Below are 18964 nucleotides of genomic sequence, written 5' to 3'. Positions count from 1 at the left end.
CGGCTTCAGGTTGAACACAACCTGCGGCGTTTGTTTTCAGACGACCTTTTTTGCCGAAGAAGCAAACTTATCCCATTTCCCGACTAGCGTGGGATTCGATGACGGGCGGCGATTATTTGTCGCTGCATTGCTTCAAATTAAATTGTGCGGCAGCGGCTTCTCGTTTGTATTCTTCTTCGTAGAGGTAGCTCCGCTGGTAACCCTCCAGCCATTTGTCCATCGGGGCAAGCGCCTTGCGGCATGCCGCTTTGTCTCCGGCATTTTTATAGCTGACGGACAAGTCGTTCAGCGTCCGCATCCATTCGGTCAGATCGAGGAACTTGTCGCATTCGTTGAGATAACGTTGTTTGATAGCGACAGCATCGCGGTAGCGTTTGCCCTGATAGGCGGCCTGAAAACGTTTTTCCATTGCTGCCGCGCCTTTTGCAGAACAGGCGGCAGGCAATTTTTCATAGGTCGCCTCGAAAGATGCATTATGTCCGCAGTATTCTTGGCAGGCTTCGCGGGCTGAATCAGGAATGTTCAGCTTCACGCTGTTGTTGGTAAAGGAAAAATGTACGACGCAGCCATTACGGTTTTTGCTGGTACGGTTTTTGATTGTGCCTTCATAATTACAGACATGGCCGTTTGGATTGACTGTATTGACAGAAACCTGTTTGCCGTTGAGTGTCAATGAGCCGCTGCTGAGACGGTCTTCCGTCAGAAAATAATCTTGTGCGGCAGCGTGCAGGGAAAAGCTTGTCAGCAGGAGGAATGCGAGGGTTTTCATCAATGTGCTTTCTTATGGTTTACGGAAAAAATGAGATTGACTCGGTGCTTCATCTGATGCTCTTATAGTGGATTAAATTTAAATCAGGACAAGGCGACGAAGCCGCAGACAGTGCAGATAGTACGGAACCGATTCACTTGGTGCTTCAGCACCTTAGAGAATCGTTCTCTTTGAGCTAAGGCGAGGCAACGCCGTACTGGTTTAAAGTTAATCCACTATATTATGCAACGAGCAATGTGGATTGTACCGCAATACAAAGGTCGCCTGAAATACCAAACAGCATTTCAGACGACCTTTTAATAACGGACAGAAGGCTTATCAACACCCGCCTGCCGTCGGCTTTGCAGCGTCAGTTGATCGAATAGCCGCGCAGATATTGGGTACGCTCGCGCGTCATGCGGGTATCGCATTGGAGCTTGAGGTATTCGTTTTGCGCCGGACTGTCCGCCCTTGCTGCCGCCTGTTGGCAGTTTTGGTTTTTGGTTTGAATCCAAGCGCGTTGTTCTGCCAGCATTTCCTGTTGGACAGTACGCTCCATGCCGTCCCATACGCCTTTGATTTCCGCCTCTGCCTGATGGTTTTGCGAACGGGCATTATCTAAGTCGCTTTGAGAAAACGAAGGCTGCTCCTGCTTCTCTTCGCCGTCAGGGCGCAGGATTTCGGTTTCAAGGCCCGCGGCAGGCGGTACGCCCGAAGCTTGGCTCGCCGCGTTGTTTTCCAAAATATCTTCTGCTTTGGCGACAGGCGGCTCTTCAGCGGCTTTGCTTTGCAGGATTTTGATCGCCTCTTCTTTGCTGACTGCCTTGCCGTCTATCATCACGATGCTTTTGACACCGTAAGGCAACAGTAAGGAAGACAGGGTTTGCGCGGTCATGTTGACGGTATTGTCTTCCAAAGAAACCGTACCGACTTTCGGATCGGGCGTATAGCGGACGCTGGTTGAAAACGTATTGTTCTCAAAGCTCAGGTTGCTGCCCATGATTTTCTGCTGAAGCATTTCGGTCAAGCCGGTATTGCTGTAAATCAGCGGACTGTTGGCATCGGCGGTACGCAATACTTCGGCAGGGATTTGGATTTTCAAATCGGCGCTGCACAAGGATTTGTTGTCTTCCGTAATTTCTTGCGGATTGTCCAAGACGATATTCAACTCGGAGCCGGCGGCAATGATTTTATCGGCATCGACAAATTGGCGGCTGTCGGCACGGACAAAGGAACGCGCCTCGCGCTTGATGGTTTCTTGGATTTGGTTGCGGATACTTTGAATGGCGGCGGGATTGCCACACTCCAAAGCCTGCTTGGGTTCTTCTTTGCCGCACGCCGCCAACATCAGGGCGATAAGCGGTAAAGCCAGCAGTTTTTTGTGCATAAATAATACTCCTTGATACGGCTCGGAAACCGCATCGTTTTGTCGTTCAGACGACCATCATAACAAAAGCACTTGCAACAAGTAAATGTTGCAAGTGCTTTTTCAACGAAACGTTATAAATGCTTACTTATTTGGTAATGACATTTACGAAACCGGAAAGGATTGCTGCGTTAATCAAGTCCACGAAGAACGCGCCGACCATAGGCACAATCAAGAAGGCTTTGTGCGAAGGACCGAAGGTCTGAGTGATGGACTGCATATTGGCAACGGCGGTCGGCGTGGCGCCCAAACCGAAACCGCAGTGGCCTGCCGCCAAAACCGCCGCATCGTAATCGCGTCCCATAAAGACATAAGTCACGAATGTCGCATACAAAATCATCACGACGGTTTGTACGGCGAGAATGATGGTTACAGGACCCGCCAGACCGGTCAACTCCCACAATTTCAGGTTCAAAAGTGCCATTGCGAGGAAAAGCGACAGGGAGGCATTGCCGAATACGTCGATAGCGCGGTCGAACATATTGACTTTAAACGCGGAAGTCAGAATGTTGCGGATGACGACACCGGCAAACAGACACCATACGAATTTCGGCAAGTCATACAGATATTCTTTGTCGAAGCCGTCCACAATTTCGGCAAATGCCAAACACGCTGCAAACATAGCAAGCGTTTCGACGGCAGATTCGGCGGTAATCAGGCGGGTGCGCTTCGCTTGTTCGAACACGTCGTCGGCATGTTCGTCTGAATTTGCCTTTTGTCCACTTTGATCGATGGGTTTACGTCCCATTTTGTTGATCAGACGGCGCGCAACCGGGCCGCCGATCAGGCCGCCGAATACCAAACCGAACGTGGCGGAAGCCATACCCAATCCGGTAGCACCAACCAAGCCGAATTTGTTTTCAAAGTCCGGACCCCATGCGCCTGCGGTACCGTGTCCGCCGGTCAGGGTAATCGAGCCGGTAATCAGGCCGATAAGCGGATTCAAATCCAAAATCTTCGCCAAGCCGACGCCGACAAAGTTCTGCACGATGATAAACGCCCCTACGACGGCGGTGAAAATCACCAACGGCAGACCGCCTGCTTTCAAGCGGGAGAAATCCGCGCTCAAACCGATAGAAGTGAAGAAAATCAGCATGAATGCGTCTTGCAGCGGTTTTTCAAATTTGAAGCTCACGTCGTAAGCTTGATGCAGTGCAAACAGGATAATCGCAGCAATCAAGCCGCCTGCCACAGGCTCGGGAATGTTGAAATCGCGCAGGAATTTGACTTTGTTTACCAAAACCTTACCAATCAACAAAACCAATGTGGCGGCAATCAACGTGTAGTAACTGTTAAATTCCCATTCCATAATCGTTTTACCTCTCAAAATCTCAAAAATGTTTTTCTTAAATCCGCCGTGCGGAATCAAACTGTTGGATATTAGGGGATGGGTTAAAGATTGTCAAAGAATAGCCTTTTGTTTTTTGAATTTTTTACATATGTCATTTTTAAAACCATCAAAATATTTATACGCATCATGGTATTACATAAAGCTACTTTTTGTTTATTAATTAAATATTTTTAATCCGAATGATATTATTGTTGACAATTCTTTTCGTCAGAATATGGGCTTAATAATGGAAAAAGGTCGTCTGAAAACTTGAAAATCAAGTTTTCAGACGACCTTTTTATCTTTCAGGCTAACTCAACCTTTAGTCCGCTCCAACAGTTCTTCCGCCAAGGCGAGGTAGGCTTTGGTGCCTTTGGCGTTGGCATCGTAGGCGAGCGCGGGCATGCCGTGGCTGGGGGCTTCGGCGAGGCGGACGTTGCGGGGGATGACGGTTTGGAACATCAGGTTGCCGAAATGTTGGAAAAGCTGTTCGCTGACTTCGACGACGAGGCGGCTGCGGCTGTCGTAGAGGGTGCGGACGATGCCGGTGATGTCGAGGCGCGGGTTGATTGCCTGACGGATTTTGCGCACGGTGGCGATGAGGTCGGAGATGCCTTCTAGGGCATAGTATTCGCACAACATGGGTACGATGACGCCGTTGGCGGCGACGAGTCCGTTGAGCGTGAGCAGTGTCAGTGAAGGGGGGCAGTCGATGAGGACGAAGTCGTAGTCGTTTTCGACAGTTTGCAGGGCGTTTTTGAGGCGGATTTCGCGGGCGATTTCTTGCACCAGCTCGATTTCGGCACCGGCAAGCGCGCGGTTGGCGCCGAGTACGTCGTAGCTGCCGTCCCCGCTGCGGACGACGGCGGTTTTGATGTCGGTATCGCCCAATACGACTTGGTACACGCCTTCTTCGAGGCGGGCTTTGTCTATGCCGCTGCCGGTGGTGGCGTTGCCTTGCGGATCGAGGTCGATGACGAGGACGCGTTTGCCTTTGGAGGCGAGCGATGCCGCGAGGTTGACGGTGGTGGTGGTTTTGCCGACGCCGCCTTTTTGGTTGGCGACGGCGAGGATTTGTGCGCTCATGTTTTTGCTGCTGTCGGATAGGTGAATGGCGGAATTTTAACGTTTTTTGCTTGAAATGGGTATAAGGTCGTCTGAAAAGGAGCTTCGGTGGGGAGAGGCATCTTTGTCGCATTTCTGTCTGCGTTTCGGTAAATTCTCTTTAAATCCAGACAAGGCGGGGTAATGCCGGCTGATTTAAAGTGGACTTACTATACAATATGCCGTTTTTTTAACTGTCGTAGAGATATACCATGAAAAAATCTTTCTTTACCCTGTTGCTTGCCGCTGTTTTGCCTGCTGTCAATGCGGCTTCGGTTACCGAACGGGATGTTCAGAGTTCGGCTTTGGCTGCCAAACAGGCTCGGTTGGAATCAGCACAGGCTGAGATGGGAACGGAACTGGCGCGGTTAGCTGCGGATCTGGCACGTATTGAGGCTTTGATTGCCGTACAGGAGGCGCGTTCTGGCATCGGAGAGGATGAGCGGATAGCGGCTTTGGAAGCCCGTATCAGTAAATTGGAAAAACGCCTTGCCAAGTCAAAATAGTACAACCCGAATCGGGTTTATGCGTGCAGCGTCAAGCCGTTCCAGAAGTTGTTTGAGGCTTCGGGGAAAAACGAATGGGAAGCGCGCCGCGCCGTCCGCACCGCCTGCAATGCGGAAACTTCGGCGATGTTCTGCGAAGACTCTGCCATCCGTTGCGAAAAATACGAATAACGGGATTTGAATAACAAGGTCGTCTGAAACGGAATCGGGTTTCAGACGACCTTTTTAACGGTATAGTGGATTAACTAAATCAGGACAAGGCGACGAAGCTGCAGACAGTACAGATAGTACGGAACCGATTCACTTGGTGCTTCAGCACCTTAGAGAATTGTTCTCTTTGAGCTAAGGCGAGGCAACGCCGTACCGGTTTAAAGTTAATCCACTATATTTTGAAGGCAAGTGGCGTTGTGTTCTGCCGATATCGGTATCGTTTCCTTTGAATTTGAACCAAACCAGGCTGTATACTTTATGACTTGCCGCTGCTCATACCACAACAAGGAAATCTATGGATTGCTGGGAAATTCTGCACATTGCGCCTACCGGTGACGAACGGGCCATCAGGCGCGCTTATGCGAAGCTGTTGAAATCGACGCGTCCGGACGATGACGCGGAGGGATATCAGCGGCTGCGCGAGGCATTTGATGAGGCTTTGTCGCGTGCTCCCTACATCGATGAGGAAGAGGACGCAGACGATTGGTCTTGGGATCATGCCGATAACGATGAGGCGGATGTTTCAGACGACCCTGATGAAGCACAGACTGAATATGTTGACGAGGAGGTGGCAGAATATGAATCGATCCAAGCCTATCCGCACGATACATGGAAAGACGCAGAAACAGACCGTATTGAAGAAACTGATGTTTCAGACGACCCCTACGGATATAGCGGCGCGACTGCCGAGACTTATTCATACCATGGATACGATGGCGTAGATGCGGACTATATTTTGGCGGAAATCGGACGCATTCACGATGAAGGGAAAAGTGAAGCGTTGGAACGCTCCTGGCCCGACATCCGCACTTTATTGGACCGGCTGCCTTTGGGCGAATCGGAATATATTGCTTGGGAATTTTTGGATTTTCTGCGCGATCGGTATATTTCGAATATCATCGTATGGGCGCAATGGGCGTCTTATTTCCGCTGGCACGAGAGCCGCGAAGTCCTCCACCGTATGAACACGGACGAGCTGGAGTGGGTTTATGACTGCATCAATGCGGCGGAAGTTTTATCTGACAACGCCAATGGCAAATTCCCGCTCTTGCACAGCTTGAACCGTCTGACCGAGCAAGGGCGCGATATGCGGGCAACGGTGAATGCGTTTCTCCTGAACACGGCTTTACAGGAAGAAATATCGCCATCCGTACGCACGGCGCTGATGAGGCGCAAGACGAAACTGACGTCTGTTTTACAGAAAGCGCAATCATGGCGGCAGATGCGGATTGTGCTGCCGATTGTGGCGATATTCGTCGCCATGTTTACAGCGGCAGCCGATGACGCTTTATCCGCCTATATCGAGGCGTATTATTCGTTGGCCCTCGTCTCCACCCTCACGCTGGCGCTCTTGTGTTTCTTGGTCAATGTCTGCCGAAGCATATTTTTCACATGGCTGCCGTCTCTCTACAAACTCTTCAAGGTGACTTTTGTGTTTAAAAAAGCGGCGATTGTGCGCGCTTTCGTATTGCCTGTCGTGATGACCGCGGTGTGCCTGACCCCGACCGGTTCGGTAATGTTCTTCCTGCTGACCGTACTCGCATGGATATATTCATGGTGTACCTTTTTCTCCTACATCAAAAGCGAACGGAGTATTGTCGGCGGTCTGACGGTCAATCTGTCCTTGATGTCCATGTTTCCGATAATCAATGTGATAAACAAACACTTGGAGCAAACGGCGGGCAACTCGGTATTGCTTATCCTGACGGCTTTGATGATATTGTTGTGGTTCAACGCCAATCTGTATCTACGGTCGTTCCATCCCCATCTGTCAAAAAAACAGGCGCAATTCCTGCTGGCACCTTGTTCGCCCAACGCATCCTTCCCTGTCAGGGCGGCCGCTTCATTCGCCTCCGCACTGGTTTGGATGCTGACGCTGCCGCAGCGATGCGCCGACTATACCGAACGGGATGATATTTGGACGCCTTTGGGTTTCGGCGTACTGGCATGTATGCTGACGCTTATCCTGCCGCTTGGCGGAAATCGGATGCTGTGGTTTTACCCGACCGCATTCGCACTCGGCTGGCTGGTGCTTGTTTTGAAACAAAATGCCTACCGCAGCCTGATGCGGGCATAAGCTAAAGGTCGTCTGAAAAGTTTTCAGACGACCTCAACTATACCGTACAACGCTGTTTTCATTTTTCTGCAACAGATTCATTCCATAAGGAATCCGCATGACTTTACCTGTTTTAGCCGTGACTTCGGGCGAACCTGCCGGCATCGGCCCCGATATCTGCTTGGATTTGGCGTTTGCCGATTTACCGTGCCGCTGCATCGTGCTGGGCGACAAAAATCTGCTGCAAAGCCGTGCCGAACAATTAGGCAAAACCATCACCCTGCAAGATTTCGACCCGCAGGGCGGCAAACCCGAACGCGGCATATTGGAAGTGTTGCACATTCCTTTAGCCGCGCCCTGCCAAGCGGGCAAACTCAATCCCGCCAATGCCGCCTACGTCCTCAAACTGCTGGACGCTGCCTATCAAGGCATTTCAGACGACCTCTTCGACGGCATGGTTACTGCACCGCTGCACAAAGGCGTCATCAACGACGGACACGCCAGCGACCATTTCTTCAGCGGCCACACCGAATACCTCGCCGAAAAAAGCCAAACCGAACAAGTCGTCATGATGCTCGCGGGCGGCGGATTGCGGGTGGCGCTCGTCACTACCCACCTTCCGCTCAAAGATATCGCCGCCGCCATTACCCGCCCGCTGGTCGAATCCGTGACCCGCATCCTTCATGCCGACCTGCGCGACAAATTCGGCATCGCCCGCCCCCGCATCCTAGTGACCGGACTGAATCCGCACGCAGGCGAAAACGGCCATCTCGGCCATGAAGAAATCGACATCATCATCCCCGCGCTCAAGCAGCTGCAAAGCGAAGGCATAGACGCACGCGGCCCCTATCCCGCCGATACGGTGTTCCAGCCCTTTTTACTCAAAGACGCCGATGCCGTTTTGGCGATGTATCACGACCAAGGGCTGCCCACGCTCAAATACGCGGGCTTCGGGCAAGGCGTCAACGTCACGCTCGGGCTGCCCTTTATCCGCACCTCGGTCGATCACGGCACCGCCCTCGACCTTGCCGGAACGGGCAAAGCAGACTCAGGCAGCCTCATGACCGCCGTTGCCACCGCATTGGAAATGGCGCGCCATATCGACCCGCGTTCCTGAAACCGGATTTCGTTTATCACATAAGTTCTTGAAGCCCAAGGTCGTCTGAAAACCAGCAACGCCAGCCGAAACGATATGCGGTTTACCTGACAAACGAATCCACAAACTCGGCACAGCCCTCGCTGCTGCACCTTGTTTTTAAAGTCTTCAGATGTGCAAACAACTGCTGTTTCTCGTTGTCGCTCAGCTTATGCCCTTTGTCATCACTGACTTGGTTGTACTTAGGCGTATTTTTGACATCGAAACCGCGGTTGATAAAGAAAACCGTTTCCTTGCCTGCCGCGTTGCGCACGGTCAGCATCATGCTGCCGCCGTCTGCCGCGATGGCGCATTTATCTTCAACAATGGCGGTGTAGTCGGTGTACATGGCTGATCTCGGTTTGGCTTGGCTGTACGCCGTTTGACTCAATAAAACGGCGACAGCGATCGCGATAAAATGCTTCAACATCATTTGCTCCTTTTGCATTTTCAGAGTGCGCAGCCTGCCTGTGGTACGGCCTCTTCCGATTTCCGGCTTCTATGCCGCATCCGACGATTCTTCCTTTACCGCGTCCAGCAGCGGTATCAGCAGCTCTTCCACCAATCTTTGGAACAACGCTCCTTCTACCGGTTCGGTGTCTTCGTTGCCGAACACTAAGGCGACTTCGGTATAGTCTTTTTGCCCTTTGCTGACTTTGTTGCCGTGATAGCTTTCCCTGGCTTTGTTCAGGGTATCTTCCCAGCTCTGTTTTTTGCCGTAGGCTTCGGCGGCGGCGAGGCTGGTTTTGGCGAAGAAAGGCAGCGGGCGAGTTTGTCCGAGGTTGAAAAACGCCAGCCATTTTTGCAGCATTTCTTGCGCTTGGCTGCTGGGGATTTCGGGATAAAGCGTTGTTTCTTCAGGCTGAACGATATGGGTTTGGCGGGTTTCGGTTTCAGACGACCCTACTGCGCAAAAGATTAAATGTTCGAGCAGGAGGGCGATGCGTTGCGGGGCGTTGGGTTTGCGATCGAGGTAGAACACTTGGCCGCATTGGTAAAGGTTGCCGAGGCTGCCTTGCAGGGTTTGCCCGTCGAACGGAACTTCGTAAGCGAAAGGCGGCAGTTTGGGGCTTTGCAGCAATGCGCCGTCTATGCGTTTGGCTGCGGCTTGGAAATTCTGCTGCCACAATTTACCCAATTCACCGGCGGGCAACAGGCTTTCGGCGTCGAGGCGGACGGCGGTTTCTTGAAAGTCTTGGTTGTGGCGGCGGGCGTCGAGATAGGCGGCGGCGATTTTGTCGGCGCGTTGCGGCTCGAAGGGTTCGGCGGATTCCCATGCTTCGTCGCGGTAGGGTTCACGCCAGCCCAAGGTTTGTTGCAGCCATGCTTTGACGGGATTTTTCCAGAAGCGGATGAAGTCGTCCTGCCAGACGGTCGGGACGGGGGTGTTTTCTTCGAGGGCTTCGCTGAAAAACGGACGCGCCTGTTCGCGCGGGCGGTTGAGGGCTTCGGCGTAGTCCTGCCGCGTGCTGAAGAGGTCGTCTGAAATGTTGTCTGCGATGAAATAGCGGTGGGAGAACGGTTGCAGAGGATGTTGTTCGACCCAGTGTTCCGCCAGCCCTTTGCTGCGCCGTCCGGTCATGGCGGCGATGGTGTCGATGAGTTCGCTGACGAGGGCGGACGGGGCGAGTTCGTCGTCGTTGCGAATGCTGCGGCCGACGTAGGAGAGATAAAGGATGTCGCGCGCGCTGATGATGGCTTCGAGGAAGAGGTAGCGGTCGTCGTCGCGGCGGGCGCGGTCGCCTTTTTGCGGGTGTTTGGCAATCAGGTCGAACACGGCGGCTTTAGTGTTACGCGGGAAATCGCCGTCGTTCAGCCCCAACAGGCAGATAACTTTAAACGGCAGGCTCCTCATCGGCACCATGCTGCAAAAGGTGATGCCGCCGCGCAAAAATCCGGCTTGGCTTTCGCTGCCTAAGAAGCGGCGGATGTGGCGGATGACCGTATGTTGCGGCAAAGTGCCGCTAAAGCCTGCCAACGCGGTTTCTTCCTGCCATTTTGCCAACGCCTGCTCGAACTGCTGCAAGGCGTATTGGTCGTCGGCGTCGGGCAGGAATAATGACTGCACCAAATCGCGGCAGCGTTCCGTCCATTCTTCCGCCGATGCGGGTTTGCGCCACTCGGCGGCAAGACGCGACAGTGTGCGGATGAAAGCTGCAAAGCGGCCGAACACATCGAGGCGGTTGACATCGCCGTGCCACGCGCTGACGTTTTGCCAGAGCGGGCTGCCGTCGTCGGGCAACATCCAACCCAATACGATGCGTTCCAACGCCTGCTGCCAGGTGAACAGATTGTCCGCCGCGCCGCGCATTGTTCCGTCCAACCCCCAATGCACGTTCAATTCGGCAACGGTGTCGTGCAGCAGCGGCAAATCGTCCGCCGTCAGCCCAAAACGGCGCAGCACCAAACCGCTTTCCAACAGCGGCAGCACTTTATCGACTTCAAACCGGCTTTCCAGCAAATCCAGCGTCTGCTCCAGCGCGTAAAGCAGCGACTGGCGGCGGCTGAGTTTCACGTCCGACACCGAATACGGCAAAGCCTGCGCCCCACCCTGCGCCTGCCCGAATACCGCTTCAATAAACGGGCTGTACGGCTCGATGTTCGGCGTCAAAACGGCAATATCGTGCGGCTGCCAGTCGGGATGTTCGTGTAGAATCCGCAACAGCTTGTCTTTCAAAATTTGCAATTCTCGCAAGGGGCTGTGTGCCGAAACGATACGTATGGATCCGTCGCCCAGCAAATCCGCGCGGCTGTGTTCAGACGGCATCCGCAGGTTTTGAATGTCGTTTTGCAGGCAGTGCAGCAGCGTGTCGTCTGAAACTTCTTCAAACACAGGCTGCTCCTCCAAGCCGATTTCTGTCAGAAAATCAAAAAAATCACGCCCCTGCTTGCCCAGCGATGCCAACAGCGGATGCCCCGTCTGCGACAAATCCGCCTCGTCGCCGCCCTTCAAAAGCTGCGCCGCCTCAATCACATTGCCCCAATACTGGCCGCTCGGATTGAGCGCGAACACAAACACATCGCAATGTTCCGAAATTTTCTGCAAAAGCTGCAAATACATCGGCGCCATCGTCGAAATGCCGAACACGAAAAAACGCTCGGGCAGGTGCGCCTTATCCAAAGACGACAGCAGCTTTTCCCACAACGCCACACGGTGCGGCGCGGATTGGTTGCCGTCGTCCAAATACCGCCAAAGCTGCGCCTGCCAGACCTCGTCCTCGCCCAGTCCCAGAAGTTTGCCTTCCTGCCAGGCATCAATCCACTGCGGACGGTACACCAGATACTGGTCGAAAATATCCGCCAACTGCCCCGCCAACTGATAATCCGCCGATTCGCCGCTGCCCAAATAGCTTTGCAAAATGGAGCGGACGTTTTCAAATTCAGAGGTCGTCTGAAAACGCTCGCTGCGGAACAAATCCAACAGCCGCCAGCGCATTACCTCCGGCGAAAACGGACTGAGCGCGGGAATATCGGGAATCAGCTTCTGCATCAACTGCCACGTCAAACCCGCCGGCAGGCTGAATTGCAAATTCGCCGCCACCCCCAGTTCGCGCGCCAGATACACGCTCAAATAACGCCGCATCCCCTGACTCTGCACCACAATCTGTTCCGCCGCCAAAGCAGACTCAAGCGGCCTGACCCTTTGGATTCCGGCAAACAGGGCGGCTAGCGATTCGAGGCGGTTGGATTGGTAGAGGTAGAACATGGCGATTAAAAGCAAAAGGTTAAGAACGCAAGACAGATTATAAAGTCCCTTGATTTCTCTGCAAGCGCAACCATATAGCCGTCAACCCATCATTCAGAAAAACAGAGGAATTTATGCCGCAAACCGACATCAACCATGCCGATATCCGCACGCGTTTCATCTTTGACGATATGCCTGTGCGCGGTCTGCACGTCCGCCTTGAAAACGTGTGGGAACACATCGCCGGACAAAAACACTACCCTGCCGCCATCCGCCGGGCATTAGGCGAACTCCTCGCTGCAGGTGCGCTTCTCTCCAGCAACCTTAAAAACGAAGGCACGCTCATTGTCCAAGTACAAGGACAAGGTCGTCTGAAAATGCTTGTGGTCGAAGCCACATCAGACAACACCGTTCGCGCTACCGCCCGCTGGGATGAAGCCGCCGACATCCATGATGACGAAAGCCTGACCGACCTTTTGGGCAGCAACAGCGTTTTCGTACTCACACATCAACCCAAAGATGCTGAACCTTGGCAAGGCGTTGTCCCGCTTGAAGGCGACAATATCGCCCAAATGCTCATGAACTATATCAAACGTTCCGAGCAACTCGATACCCACATCGTTCTCGCCGCTTCAGATCATGTCAGCGGAGGATTGCTGGTACAACGTCTGCCCGAAGAAGAACTAGACACCGAATCATGGGAACTCATCAGCACACTGACCCAAACGCTGACACCGAAAGAGCTAACTGCCCTAGACGCACAACACGTTCTTTATCGTCTCTATCATGAAACCCCGCCGCGTGTTTTCGATCCCGAAATTATCGAATTTGCCTGCACCTGCTCACACGGCAAAGTCAGCGATATGCTGCTTATGTTAGGCGGAGAAGAAGTTGGCGGTATTGTTGCAGAGCAAGGCAGTATCCAAATCGATTGCGACTTTTGCCACACTAAATACGTATTTGACGAAACGGATGTCAACGCGCTATTTGGTGGAGACGTAGTCGGCATAGTGCGCCAGCAAGGCAGTCGTTTCCAATAACTAGCCTTCTCACAGCGCACACTAAGGCAGTATTGCAGCCCGACACAAAGGCCGTCCGACTCCGGACTGGATTCGGACGGCCTGAGACCTTTGCAAAATCCCCTAAATTCCCACCAAGACATTTAGGGGATTTTCCATGAGCACCTTCTTCCAGCAAACCGCACAAGCCATGATCGCCAAACACATCGACCGCTTCCCGCTATTGAAGTTGGATCAGGTGATTGATTGGCAGCCTATCGAACAATACCTGAATCGTCAAAGAACCCGTTACCTTAGAGACCACCGCGGCCGTCCCGCCTATCCCCTGCTGTCCATGTTCAAAGCCGTCCTGCTCGGACAATGGCACAGCCTCTCCGATCCCGAACTCGAACACAGCCTCATCACCCGCATCGATTTCAACCTGTTTTGCCGTTTTGACGAACTGAGCATCCCCGATTACAGCACCTTATGCCGCTACCGCAACCGGCTGGCGCAAGACGACACCCTGTCCGAATTGCTGGAACTGATTAACCGACAACTGGCCGAAAAAAACCTAAAAGTAGAGAAGGCATCCGCCGCCGTCGTTGACGCCACCATTATTCAGACCGCCGGCAGCAAACAGCGTCAGGCCATAGAAGTCGATGAAGAAGGACAAGTCAGCGGACAAACCACACCGAGTAAGGACAAAGATGCCCGTGACGGAAGCGCAAACCAAACGCAACCGATATTTGTCGAAGACCCGTTATGTGGTCGAACAAAGCTTCGGTACGCTGCACCGTAAATTCCGCTACGCCCGGGCAGCCTATTTTGGTCTGCTCAAAGTGAGTGCGCAAAGCCATCTGAAGGCGATGTGTTTGAACCTGTTGAAAGCAGCTAACAGGCTAAGTGTGCCTGTTGCCGCCTAAAAGGCGGCCCGGATGCCTGATTATCGGGTATCCGGGGAGGATTAAGGGGGCGTTTGGGTAGAATTAAGGAGTGATTGGGGCGGAAACAGCCGAAAAACTGTGTTGGGATTTCGGTTGTCGGGAGGAGGGCTTTTTTGCAAAGGTCTCCAGTTGTGTGTAGCTCATGGCAATCTTTCTTGCAGGAAAGGCCGTATGCTACCGCATACTGGCCTTTTTCTGTTATGGAAAGTTGCATTTCAAATGCGAATCCGCCGAATACTGAAACATGAACGCACAAAAACACCCGCCTCACTCTATACCACCAAGACATTTAGCAGGCCTACACACAAGGGAAAGCGTTACCTCCCCGGTACGCCGCTACCAAGTCAGCCGTATCACCATCTACAGCGCACTTAAAGAAGGCTGAAAGGGGTAAGTAACAATATTGTAGGAATCGCCGAAACGTTACATTTTCTTTCCCTGCCCTTTGCCACGGTAACAAGATCGGTTCAACAAACAAAAACGCCCACTCCCTTCCGGGATTGGACGTTTTTTAGTTTGGCCATCGTATTCACCTTCAATTCCATGAATACGCAAATAAGGCTATTTTTTAGGTGATGGGACGGCGTTTTTAGCTTTTGGGTTGGCAGGTGCGGGGGTGACGGTTGCCTCCGCCTTCAGTTTGGAGAAGATACCCTCACCGATACCTTTGACGTTTTTCAACTCCTCGACCGATTTGAAGGCACCATGTTGTTGACGGTAGTCCACGATGGCTTTGGCTTTGGCAGGGCCGATACCGGGCAGGGCTTCCAACTCGGACGGGGAAGCGGTATTGATGTTGACGGCGGCCAGCGACAGCGAAGCGGTCAGCAGGGAGAGGGCGGCAAAGAGGAATTTTTTCATAAGAAGATACTCCATAGTTTGTGAATGCGGATGATGCCTGTGTGTGCGGCACCGTAAAATAGTTGGCTATCATATCCGTCTTACCGTTTCCGTTCAAACGATACCTGAAGATTTCTTGGTTTACTATCTCTTTATGTATTGATTCTGCAACATCCCTATTCTACCCGCACCCTCCCTATCCGTCACATTTACCTGCTGCGCTATCGTCGCACCCGCCTATCTCCACTCGTGAGCAGTCAGCCATAGCAAGAAGGCAAGGAACGGCAATGACGAGTTTCAAGTAAAGGTATGAATAAAATATGGGGTAAAAGTAAAAGCCCCCGACATCTGTCAGGGGCTTAGAATAGGTGTTTGGCAGTGACCTACTTTCGCATGGAAGAACCACACTATCATCGGCGCTGAGTCGTTTCACGGTCCTGTTCGGGATGGGAAGGCGTGGGACCAACTCGCTATGGCCGCCAAACTTAAACTGTACAAATCGGCAAAGCCTTAATCAATATATTTGGTGATGACTGAATCAGTCAGTAAGCTTTTTATTTGAAGTTCTTCAAATGATAGAGTCAAGCCTCACGAGCAATTAGTATGGGTTAGCTTCACGCGTTACCGCGCTTCCACACCCCACCTATCAACGTCCTGGTCTCGAACGACTCTTTAGTGCGGTTAAACCGCAAGGGAAGTCTCATCTTCAGGCGAGTTTCGCGCTTAGATGCTTTCAGCGCTTATCTCTTCCGAACTTAGCTACCCGGCTATGCAACTGGCGTTACAACCGGTACACCAGAGGTTCGTCCACTCCGGTCCTCTCGTACTAGGAGCAGCCCCCGTCAAACTTCCAACGCCCACTGCAGATAGGGACCAAACTGTCTCACGACGTTTTAAACCCAGCTCACGTACCACTTTAAATGGCGAACAGCCATACCCTTGGGACCGACTACAGCCCCAGGATGTGATGAGCCGACATCGAGGTGCCAAACTCCGCCGTCGATATGAACTCTTGGGCGGAATCAGCCTGTTATCCCCGGAGTACCTTTTATCCGTTGAGCGATGGCCCTTCCATACAGAACCACCGGATCACTATGTCCTGCTTTCGCACCTGCTCGACTTGTCGGTCTCGCAGTTAAGCTACCTTTTGCCATTGCACTATCAGTCCGATTTCCGACCGGACCTAGGTAACCTTCGAACTCCTCCGTTACTCTTTGGGAGGAGACCGCCCCAGTCAAACTGCCTACCATGCACGGTCTCCGACCCGGATTACGGGTCTGGGTTAGAACCTCAAAGACACCAGGGTGGTATTTCAAGGACGGCTCCACAGAGACTGGCGTCTCTGCTTCAAAGCCTCCCACCTATCCTACACAAGTGACTTCAAAGTCCAATGCAAAGCTACAGTAAAGGTTCACGGGGTCTTTCCGTCTAGCAGCGGGTAGATTGCATCTTCACAACCACTTCAACTTCGCTGAGTCTCGGGAGGAGACAGTGTGGCCATCGTTACGCCATTCGTGCGGGTCGGAACTTACCCGACAAGGAATTTCGCTACCTTAGGACCGTTATAGTTACGGCCGCCGTTTACTGGGGCTTCGATCCGATGCTCTCACATCTTCAATTAACCTTCCAGCACCGGGCAGGCGTCACACCCTATACGTCCACTTTCGTGTTAGCAGAGTGCTGTGTTTTTAATAAACAGTCGCAGCCACCTATTCTCTGCGACCCTCCGAGGCTTACGGAGCAAGTCCTTAACCTTAGAGGGCATACCTTCTCCCGAAGTTACGGTATCAATTTGCCGAGTTCCTTCTCCCGAGTTCTCTCAAGCGCCTTAGAATTCTCATCCTGCCCACCTGTGTCGGTTTGCGGTACGGTTCGATTCAAACTGAAGCTTAGTGGCTTTTCCTGGAAGCGTGGTATCGGTTACTTCATGTCCGTAGACACTCGTCGTCACTTCTCGGTGTTAAGAAGACCCGGATTTGCCTAAGTCTTCCACCTACCGGCTTAAACAAGCTATTCCAACAGCTTGCTAACCTAACCTTCTCCGTCCCCACATCGCATTTGAATCAAGTACAGGAATATTAACCTGTTTCCCATCGACTACGCATTTCTGCCTCGCCTTAGGGGCCGACTCACCCTACGCCGATGAACGTTGCGTAGGAAACCTTGGGCTTTCGGCGAGCGGGCTTTTCACCCGCTTTATCGCTACTCATGTCAACATTCGCACTTCTGATACCTCCAGCACACTTTACAATGCACCTTCATCGGCCTACAGAACGCTCCCCTACCATGCTAGTAAACTAGCATCCGCAGCTTCGGTTATAGATTTGAGCCCCGTTACATCTTCCGCGCAGGACGACTCGACCAGTGAGCTATTACGCTTTCTTTAAATGATGGCTGCTTCTAAGCCAACATCCTGGCTGTCTGGGCCTTCCCACTTCGTTTACCACTTAATCTATCATTTGGGACCTTAGCTGGCGGTCTGGGTTGTTTCCCTCTTGACAACGGACGTTAGCACCCGCTGTCTGTCTCCCGAGGAACCACTTGATGGTATTCTTAGTTTGCCATGGGTTGGTAAGTTGCAATAACCCCCTAGCCATAACAGTGCTTTACCCCCATCAGTGTCTTGCTCGAGGCACTACCTAAATAGTTTTCGGGGAGAACCAGCTATCTCCGAGTTTGTTTAGCCTTTCACCCCTATCCACAGCTCATCCCCGCATTTTGCAACATGCGTGGGTTCGGTCCTCCAGTACCTGTTACGGCACCTTCAACCTGGCCATGGATAGATCACTCGGTTTCGGGTCTACACCCAGCAACTGTTCGCCCTATTAAGACTCGGTTTCCCTACGCCTCCCCTACTCGGTTAAGCTCGCTACTGAATGTAAGTCGTTGACCCATTATACAAAAGGTACGCAGTCACACCACAAGGGTGCTTCCACTGTTTGTATGCATCAGGTTTCAGGTTCTATTTCACTCCCCTCCCGGGGTTCTTTTCGCCTTTCCCTCACGGTACTGGTTCACTATCGGTCGATGATGAGTATTTAGCCTTGGAGGATGGTCCCCCCATATTCAGACAGGATTTCACGTGTCCCGCCCTACTTTTCGTACGCTTAGTACCACCGTTGAGATTTCGAATACGGGACTATCACCCACTATGGTCAAGCTTCCCAGCTTGTTCTTCTATCTCGACAGTTATCACGTACAGGCTCCTCCGCGTTCGCTCGCCACTACTTGCGGAATCTCGGTTGATTTCTTTTCCTCCGGGTACTTAGATGGTTCAGTTCTCCGGGTTCGCTTCTCTAAGTCTATGTATTCAACTTAGGATACTGCACAGAATGCAGTGGGTTTCCCCATTCGGACATCGCGGGATCATAGCTTTATTGCCAGCTCCCCCACGCTTTTCGCAGGCTTACACGTCCTTCGTCGCCTATCATCGCCAAGGCATCCACCTGATGCACTTATTCACTTGACTCTATCATTTCAAGAACTTCTCTGACTTTGCCTGACATTCCGTTGACTAGAACATCAAACTTGAATTTCCTACTCTGATAAAGCTTACTGCTTGTTGTGTCTTAATCCCGCCTTTTGTCTTTCGGGATTAAGTCGATACAATCATCACCCAAATACTGCACCTGTTTTTCTTTTCCTATCCAGGAGACAACTGACCGTTTGCAATCGGTCAATCATCAAAAACAGACACATTGTCTTTGTTTGTTGATTTCGGCTTTCCAATTTGTTAAAGATCGATGCGTTCAATATTGCTATTTACTTCGCAAATCAAAATGAGCTGATTATTATAGCAGCCTTTCTTTTTCCGTCAAACTGATTCGTCAGCAGACTTCTCTTTGGAAAAAAAGAAAGCAGTTACACTGCCTTTTTAACTCGCTTTGATTTGGAAAGTATTGGTGGAGGCAAACGGGATCGAACCGATGACCCCCTGCTTGCAAAGCAGGTGCTCTACCAACTGAGCTATGCCCCCCGT

The 18964-nt window shown here is 52.1% G+C and carries 12 protein-coding genes, 1 tRNA gene, 2 rRNA genes and 2 pseudogenes; 6 read left to right on the top strand and 11 right to left on the bottom strand.

Annotation, left to right across the window (positions count from 1 at the left end):
• Positions 1-112 precede the first annotated feature (112 nt).
• The 4 genes from H3L95_RS11870 to H3L95_RS11850 all read right to left on the bottom strand — a co-directional run bounded on the left by H3L95_RS11870 (position 113) and on the right by H3L95_RS11850 (position 4590).
• A complete protein-coding gene (locus tag H3L95_RS11870; protein ID WP_003761920.1) occupies positions 113-769 on the bottom strand; it encodes a hypothetical protein in 657 nt (218 codons plus the stop codon).
• 349 nt (positions 770-1118) lie between these two features.
• Positions 1119-2135: a lysozyme inhibitor LprI family protein gene (locus tag H3L95_RS11860; RefSeq protein WP_003761924.1), complete on the bottom strand. Its 1017-nt coding sequence runs from the start codon at positions 2133-2135 to the stop codon at positions 1119-1121.
• 127 nt (positions 2136-2262) lie between these two features.
• Positions 2263-3483: a sodium/glutamate symporter gene (gene gltS, locus H3L95_RS11855; protein ID WP_009310801.1), complete on the bottom strand. Its 1221-nt coding sequence runs from the start codon at positions 3481-3483 to the stop codon at positions 2263-2265.
• A 336-nt stretch (positions 3484-3819) separates the two neighbouring features.
• Positions 3820-4590 carry a ParA family protein gene (locus H3L95_RS11850; RefSeq protein WP_003741993.1) on the bottom strand — a complete coding sequence of 257 codons (771 nt, stop codon included), beginning with the start codon at positions 4588-4590 and terminating at the stop codon, positions 3820-3822.
• A gap of 230 nt (positions 4591-4820) precedes the next feature.
• On the opposite strand from H3L95_RS11850, the gene H3L95_RS11845 reads away from it, so the two are divergent.
• Positions 4821-5114 carry a ValS family protein gene (locus H3L95_RS11845; RefSeq protein WP_003761930.1) on the top strand — a complete coding sequence of 98 codons (294 nt, stop codon included), beginning with the start codon at positions 4821-4823 and terminating at the stop codon, positions 5112-5114.
• Positions 5115-5131: 17 nt separating this feature from the next.
• On the opposite strand, the gene H3L95_RS13920 is transcribed toward H3L95_RS11845, so the two are convergent.
• The gene (locus H3L95_RS13920; RefSeq protein WP_259345821.1) at positions 5132-5263 is read right to left on the bottom strand and encodes a hypothetical protein; all 132 of its coding nucleotides are present in this window, start codon (positions 5261-5263) and stop codon (positions 5132-5134) included.
• Positions 5264-5619: 356 nt separating this feature from the next.
• On the opposite strand from H3L95_RS13920, the gene H3L95_RS11840 reads away from it, so the two are divergent.
• Complete coding sequence (locus H3L95_RS11840; protein WP_003761935.1) at positions 5620-7401, top strand: J domain-containing protein; 1782 nt, start codon at positions 5620-5622, stop codon at positions 7399-7401.
• A 97-nt stretch (positions 7402-7498) separates the two neighbouring features.
• Positions 7499-8497 carry a 4-hydroxythreonine-4-phosphate dehydrogenase PdxA gene (pdxA, locus tag H3L95_RS11835; RefSeq protein WP_003761937.1) on the top strand — a complete coding sequence of 333 codons (999 nt, stop codon included), beginning with the start codon at positions 7499-7501 and terminating at the stop codon, positions 8495-8497.
• A gap of 82 nt (positions 8498-8579) precedes the next feature.
• Here the strand turns inward: pdxA and H3L95_RS11830 are convergent, their stop codons facing one another.
• Both H3L95_RS11830 and recC read right to left on the bottom strand, forming a co-directional pair.
• Complete coding sequence (locus H3L95_RS11830) at positions 8580-8948, bottom strand: hypothetical protein (protein ID WP_259345820.1); 369 nt, start codon at positions 8946-8948, stop codon at positions 8580-8582.
• 66 nt (positions 8949-9014) lie between these two features.
• Positions 9015-12221 carry an exodeoxyribonuclease V subunit gamma gene (gene recC / locus H3L95_RS11825; RefSeq protein ID WP_003761941.1) on the bottom strand — a complete coding sequence of 1069 codons (3207 nt, stop codon included), beginning with the start codon at positions 12219-12221 and terminating at the stop codon, positions 9015-9017.
• A 113-nt stretch (positions 12222-12334) separates the two neighbouring features.
• Here recC and hslO point away from each other — a divergent pair, with 113 nt between their 5' ends.
• The 3 genes and pseudogenes from hslO to H3L95_RS14320 all read left to right on the top strand — a co-directional run.
• On the top strand, positions 12335-13240 hold the full coding sequence (gene hslO / locus H3L95_RS11820) for an Hsp33 family molecular chaperone HslO (protein ID WP_003761944.1): 906 nt from the start codon (positions 12335-12337) through the stop codon (positions 13238-13240).
• 136 nt (positions 13241-13376) lie between these two features.
• Positions 13377-14124, top strand: a pseudogene (locus H3L95_RS11815) (transposase).
• 272 nt (positions 14125-14396) lie between these two features.
• Positions 14397-14521 (top strand): annotated as a pseudogene (locus tag H3L95_RS14320) (IS481 family transposase); the annotation flags it as partial.
• Positions 14522-14706: 185 nt separating this feature from the next.
• Here the strand turns inward: H3L95_RS14320 and H3L95_RS11810 are convergent.
• From H3L95_RS11810 to H3L95_RS11795, 4 genes are all read right to left on the bottom strand, one after another.
• Complete coding sequence (locus tag H3L95_RS11810) at positions 14707-15006, bottom strand: ComEA family DNA-binding protein (protein ID WP_040668782.1); 300 nt, start codon at positions 15004-15006, stop codon at positions 14707-14709.
• Between the two features lie 349 nt (positions 15007-15355).
• Positions 15356-15469: ribosomal RNA gene (gene rrf / locus H3L95_RS11805) — 5S ribosomal RNA — on the bottom strand.
• Between the two features lie 93 nt (positions 15470-15562).
• A 23S ribosomal RNA gene (locus tag H3L95_RS11800) occupies positions 15563-18454 on the bottom strand.
• Positions 18455-18885: 431 nt separating this feature from the next.
• Positions 18886-18961: transfer RNA gene (locus H3L95_RS11795), tRNA-Ala, on the bottom strand.
• Positions 18962-18964 lie beyond the last annotated feature (3 nt).

This window comes from Neisseria sicca (genome assembly GCF_014054945.1).
GTDB lineage: Bacteria > Pseudomonadota > Gammaproteobacteria > Burkholderiales > Neisseriaceae > Neisseria > Neisseria sicca.
This window is presented reverse-complemented; position numbering and strand designations above follow the sequence as displayed.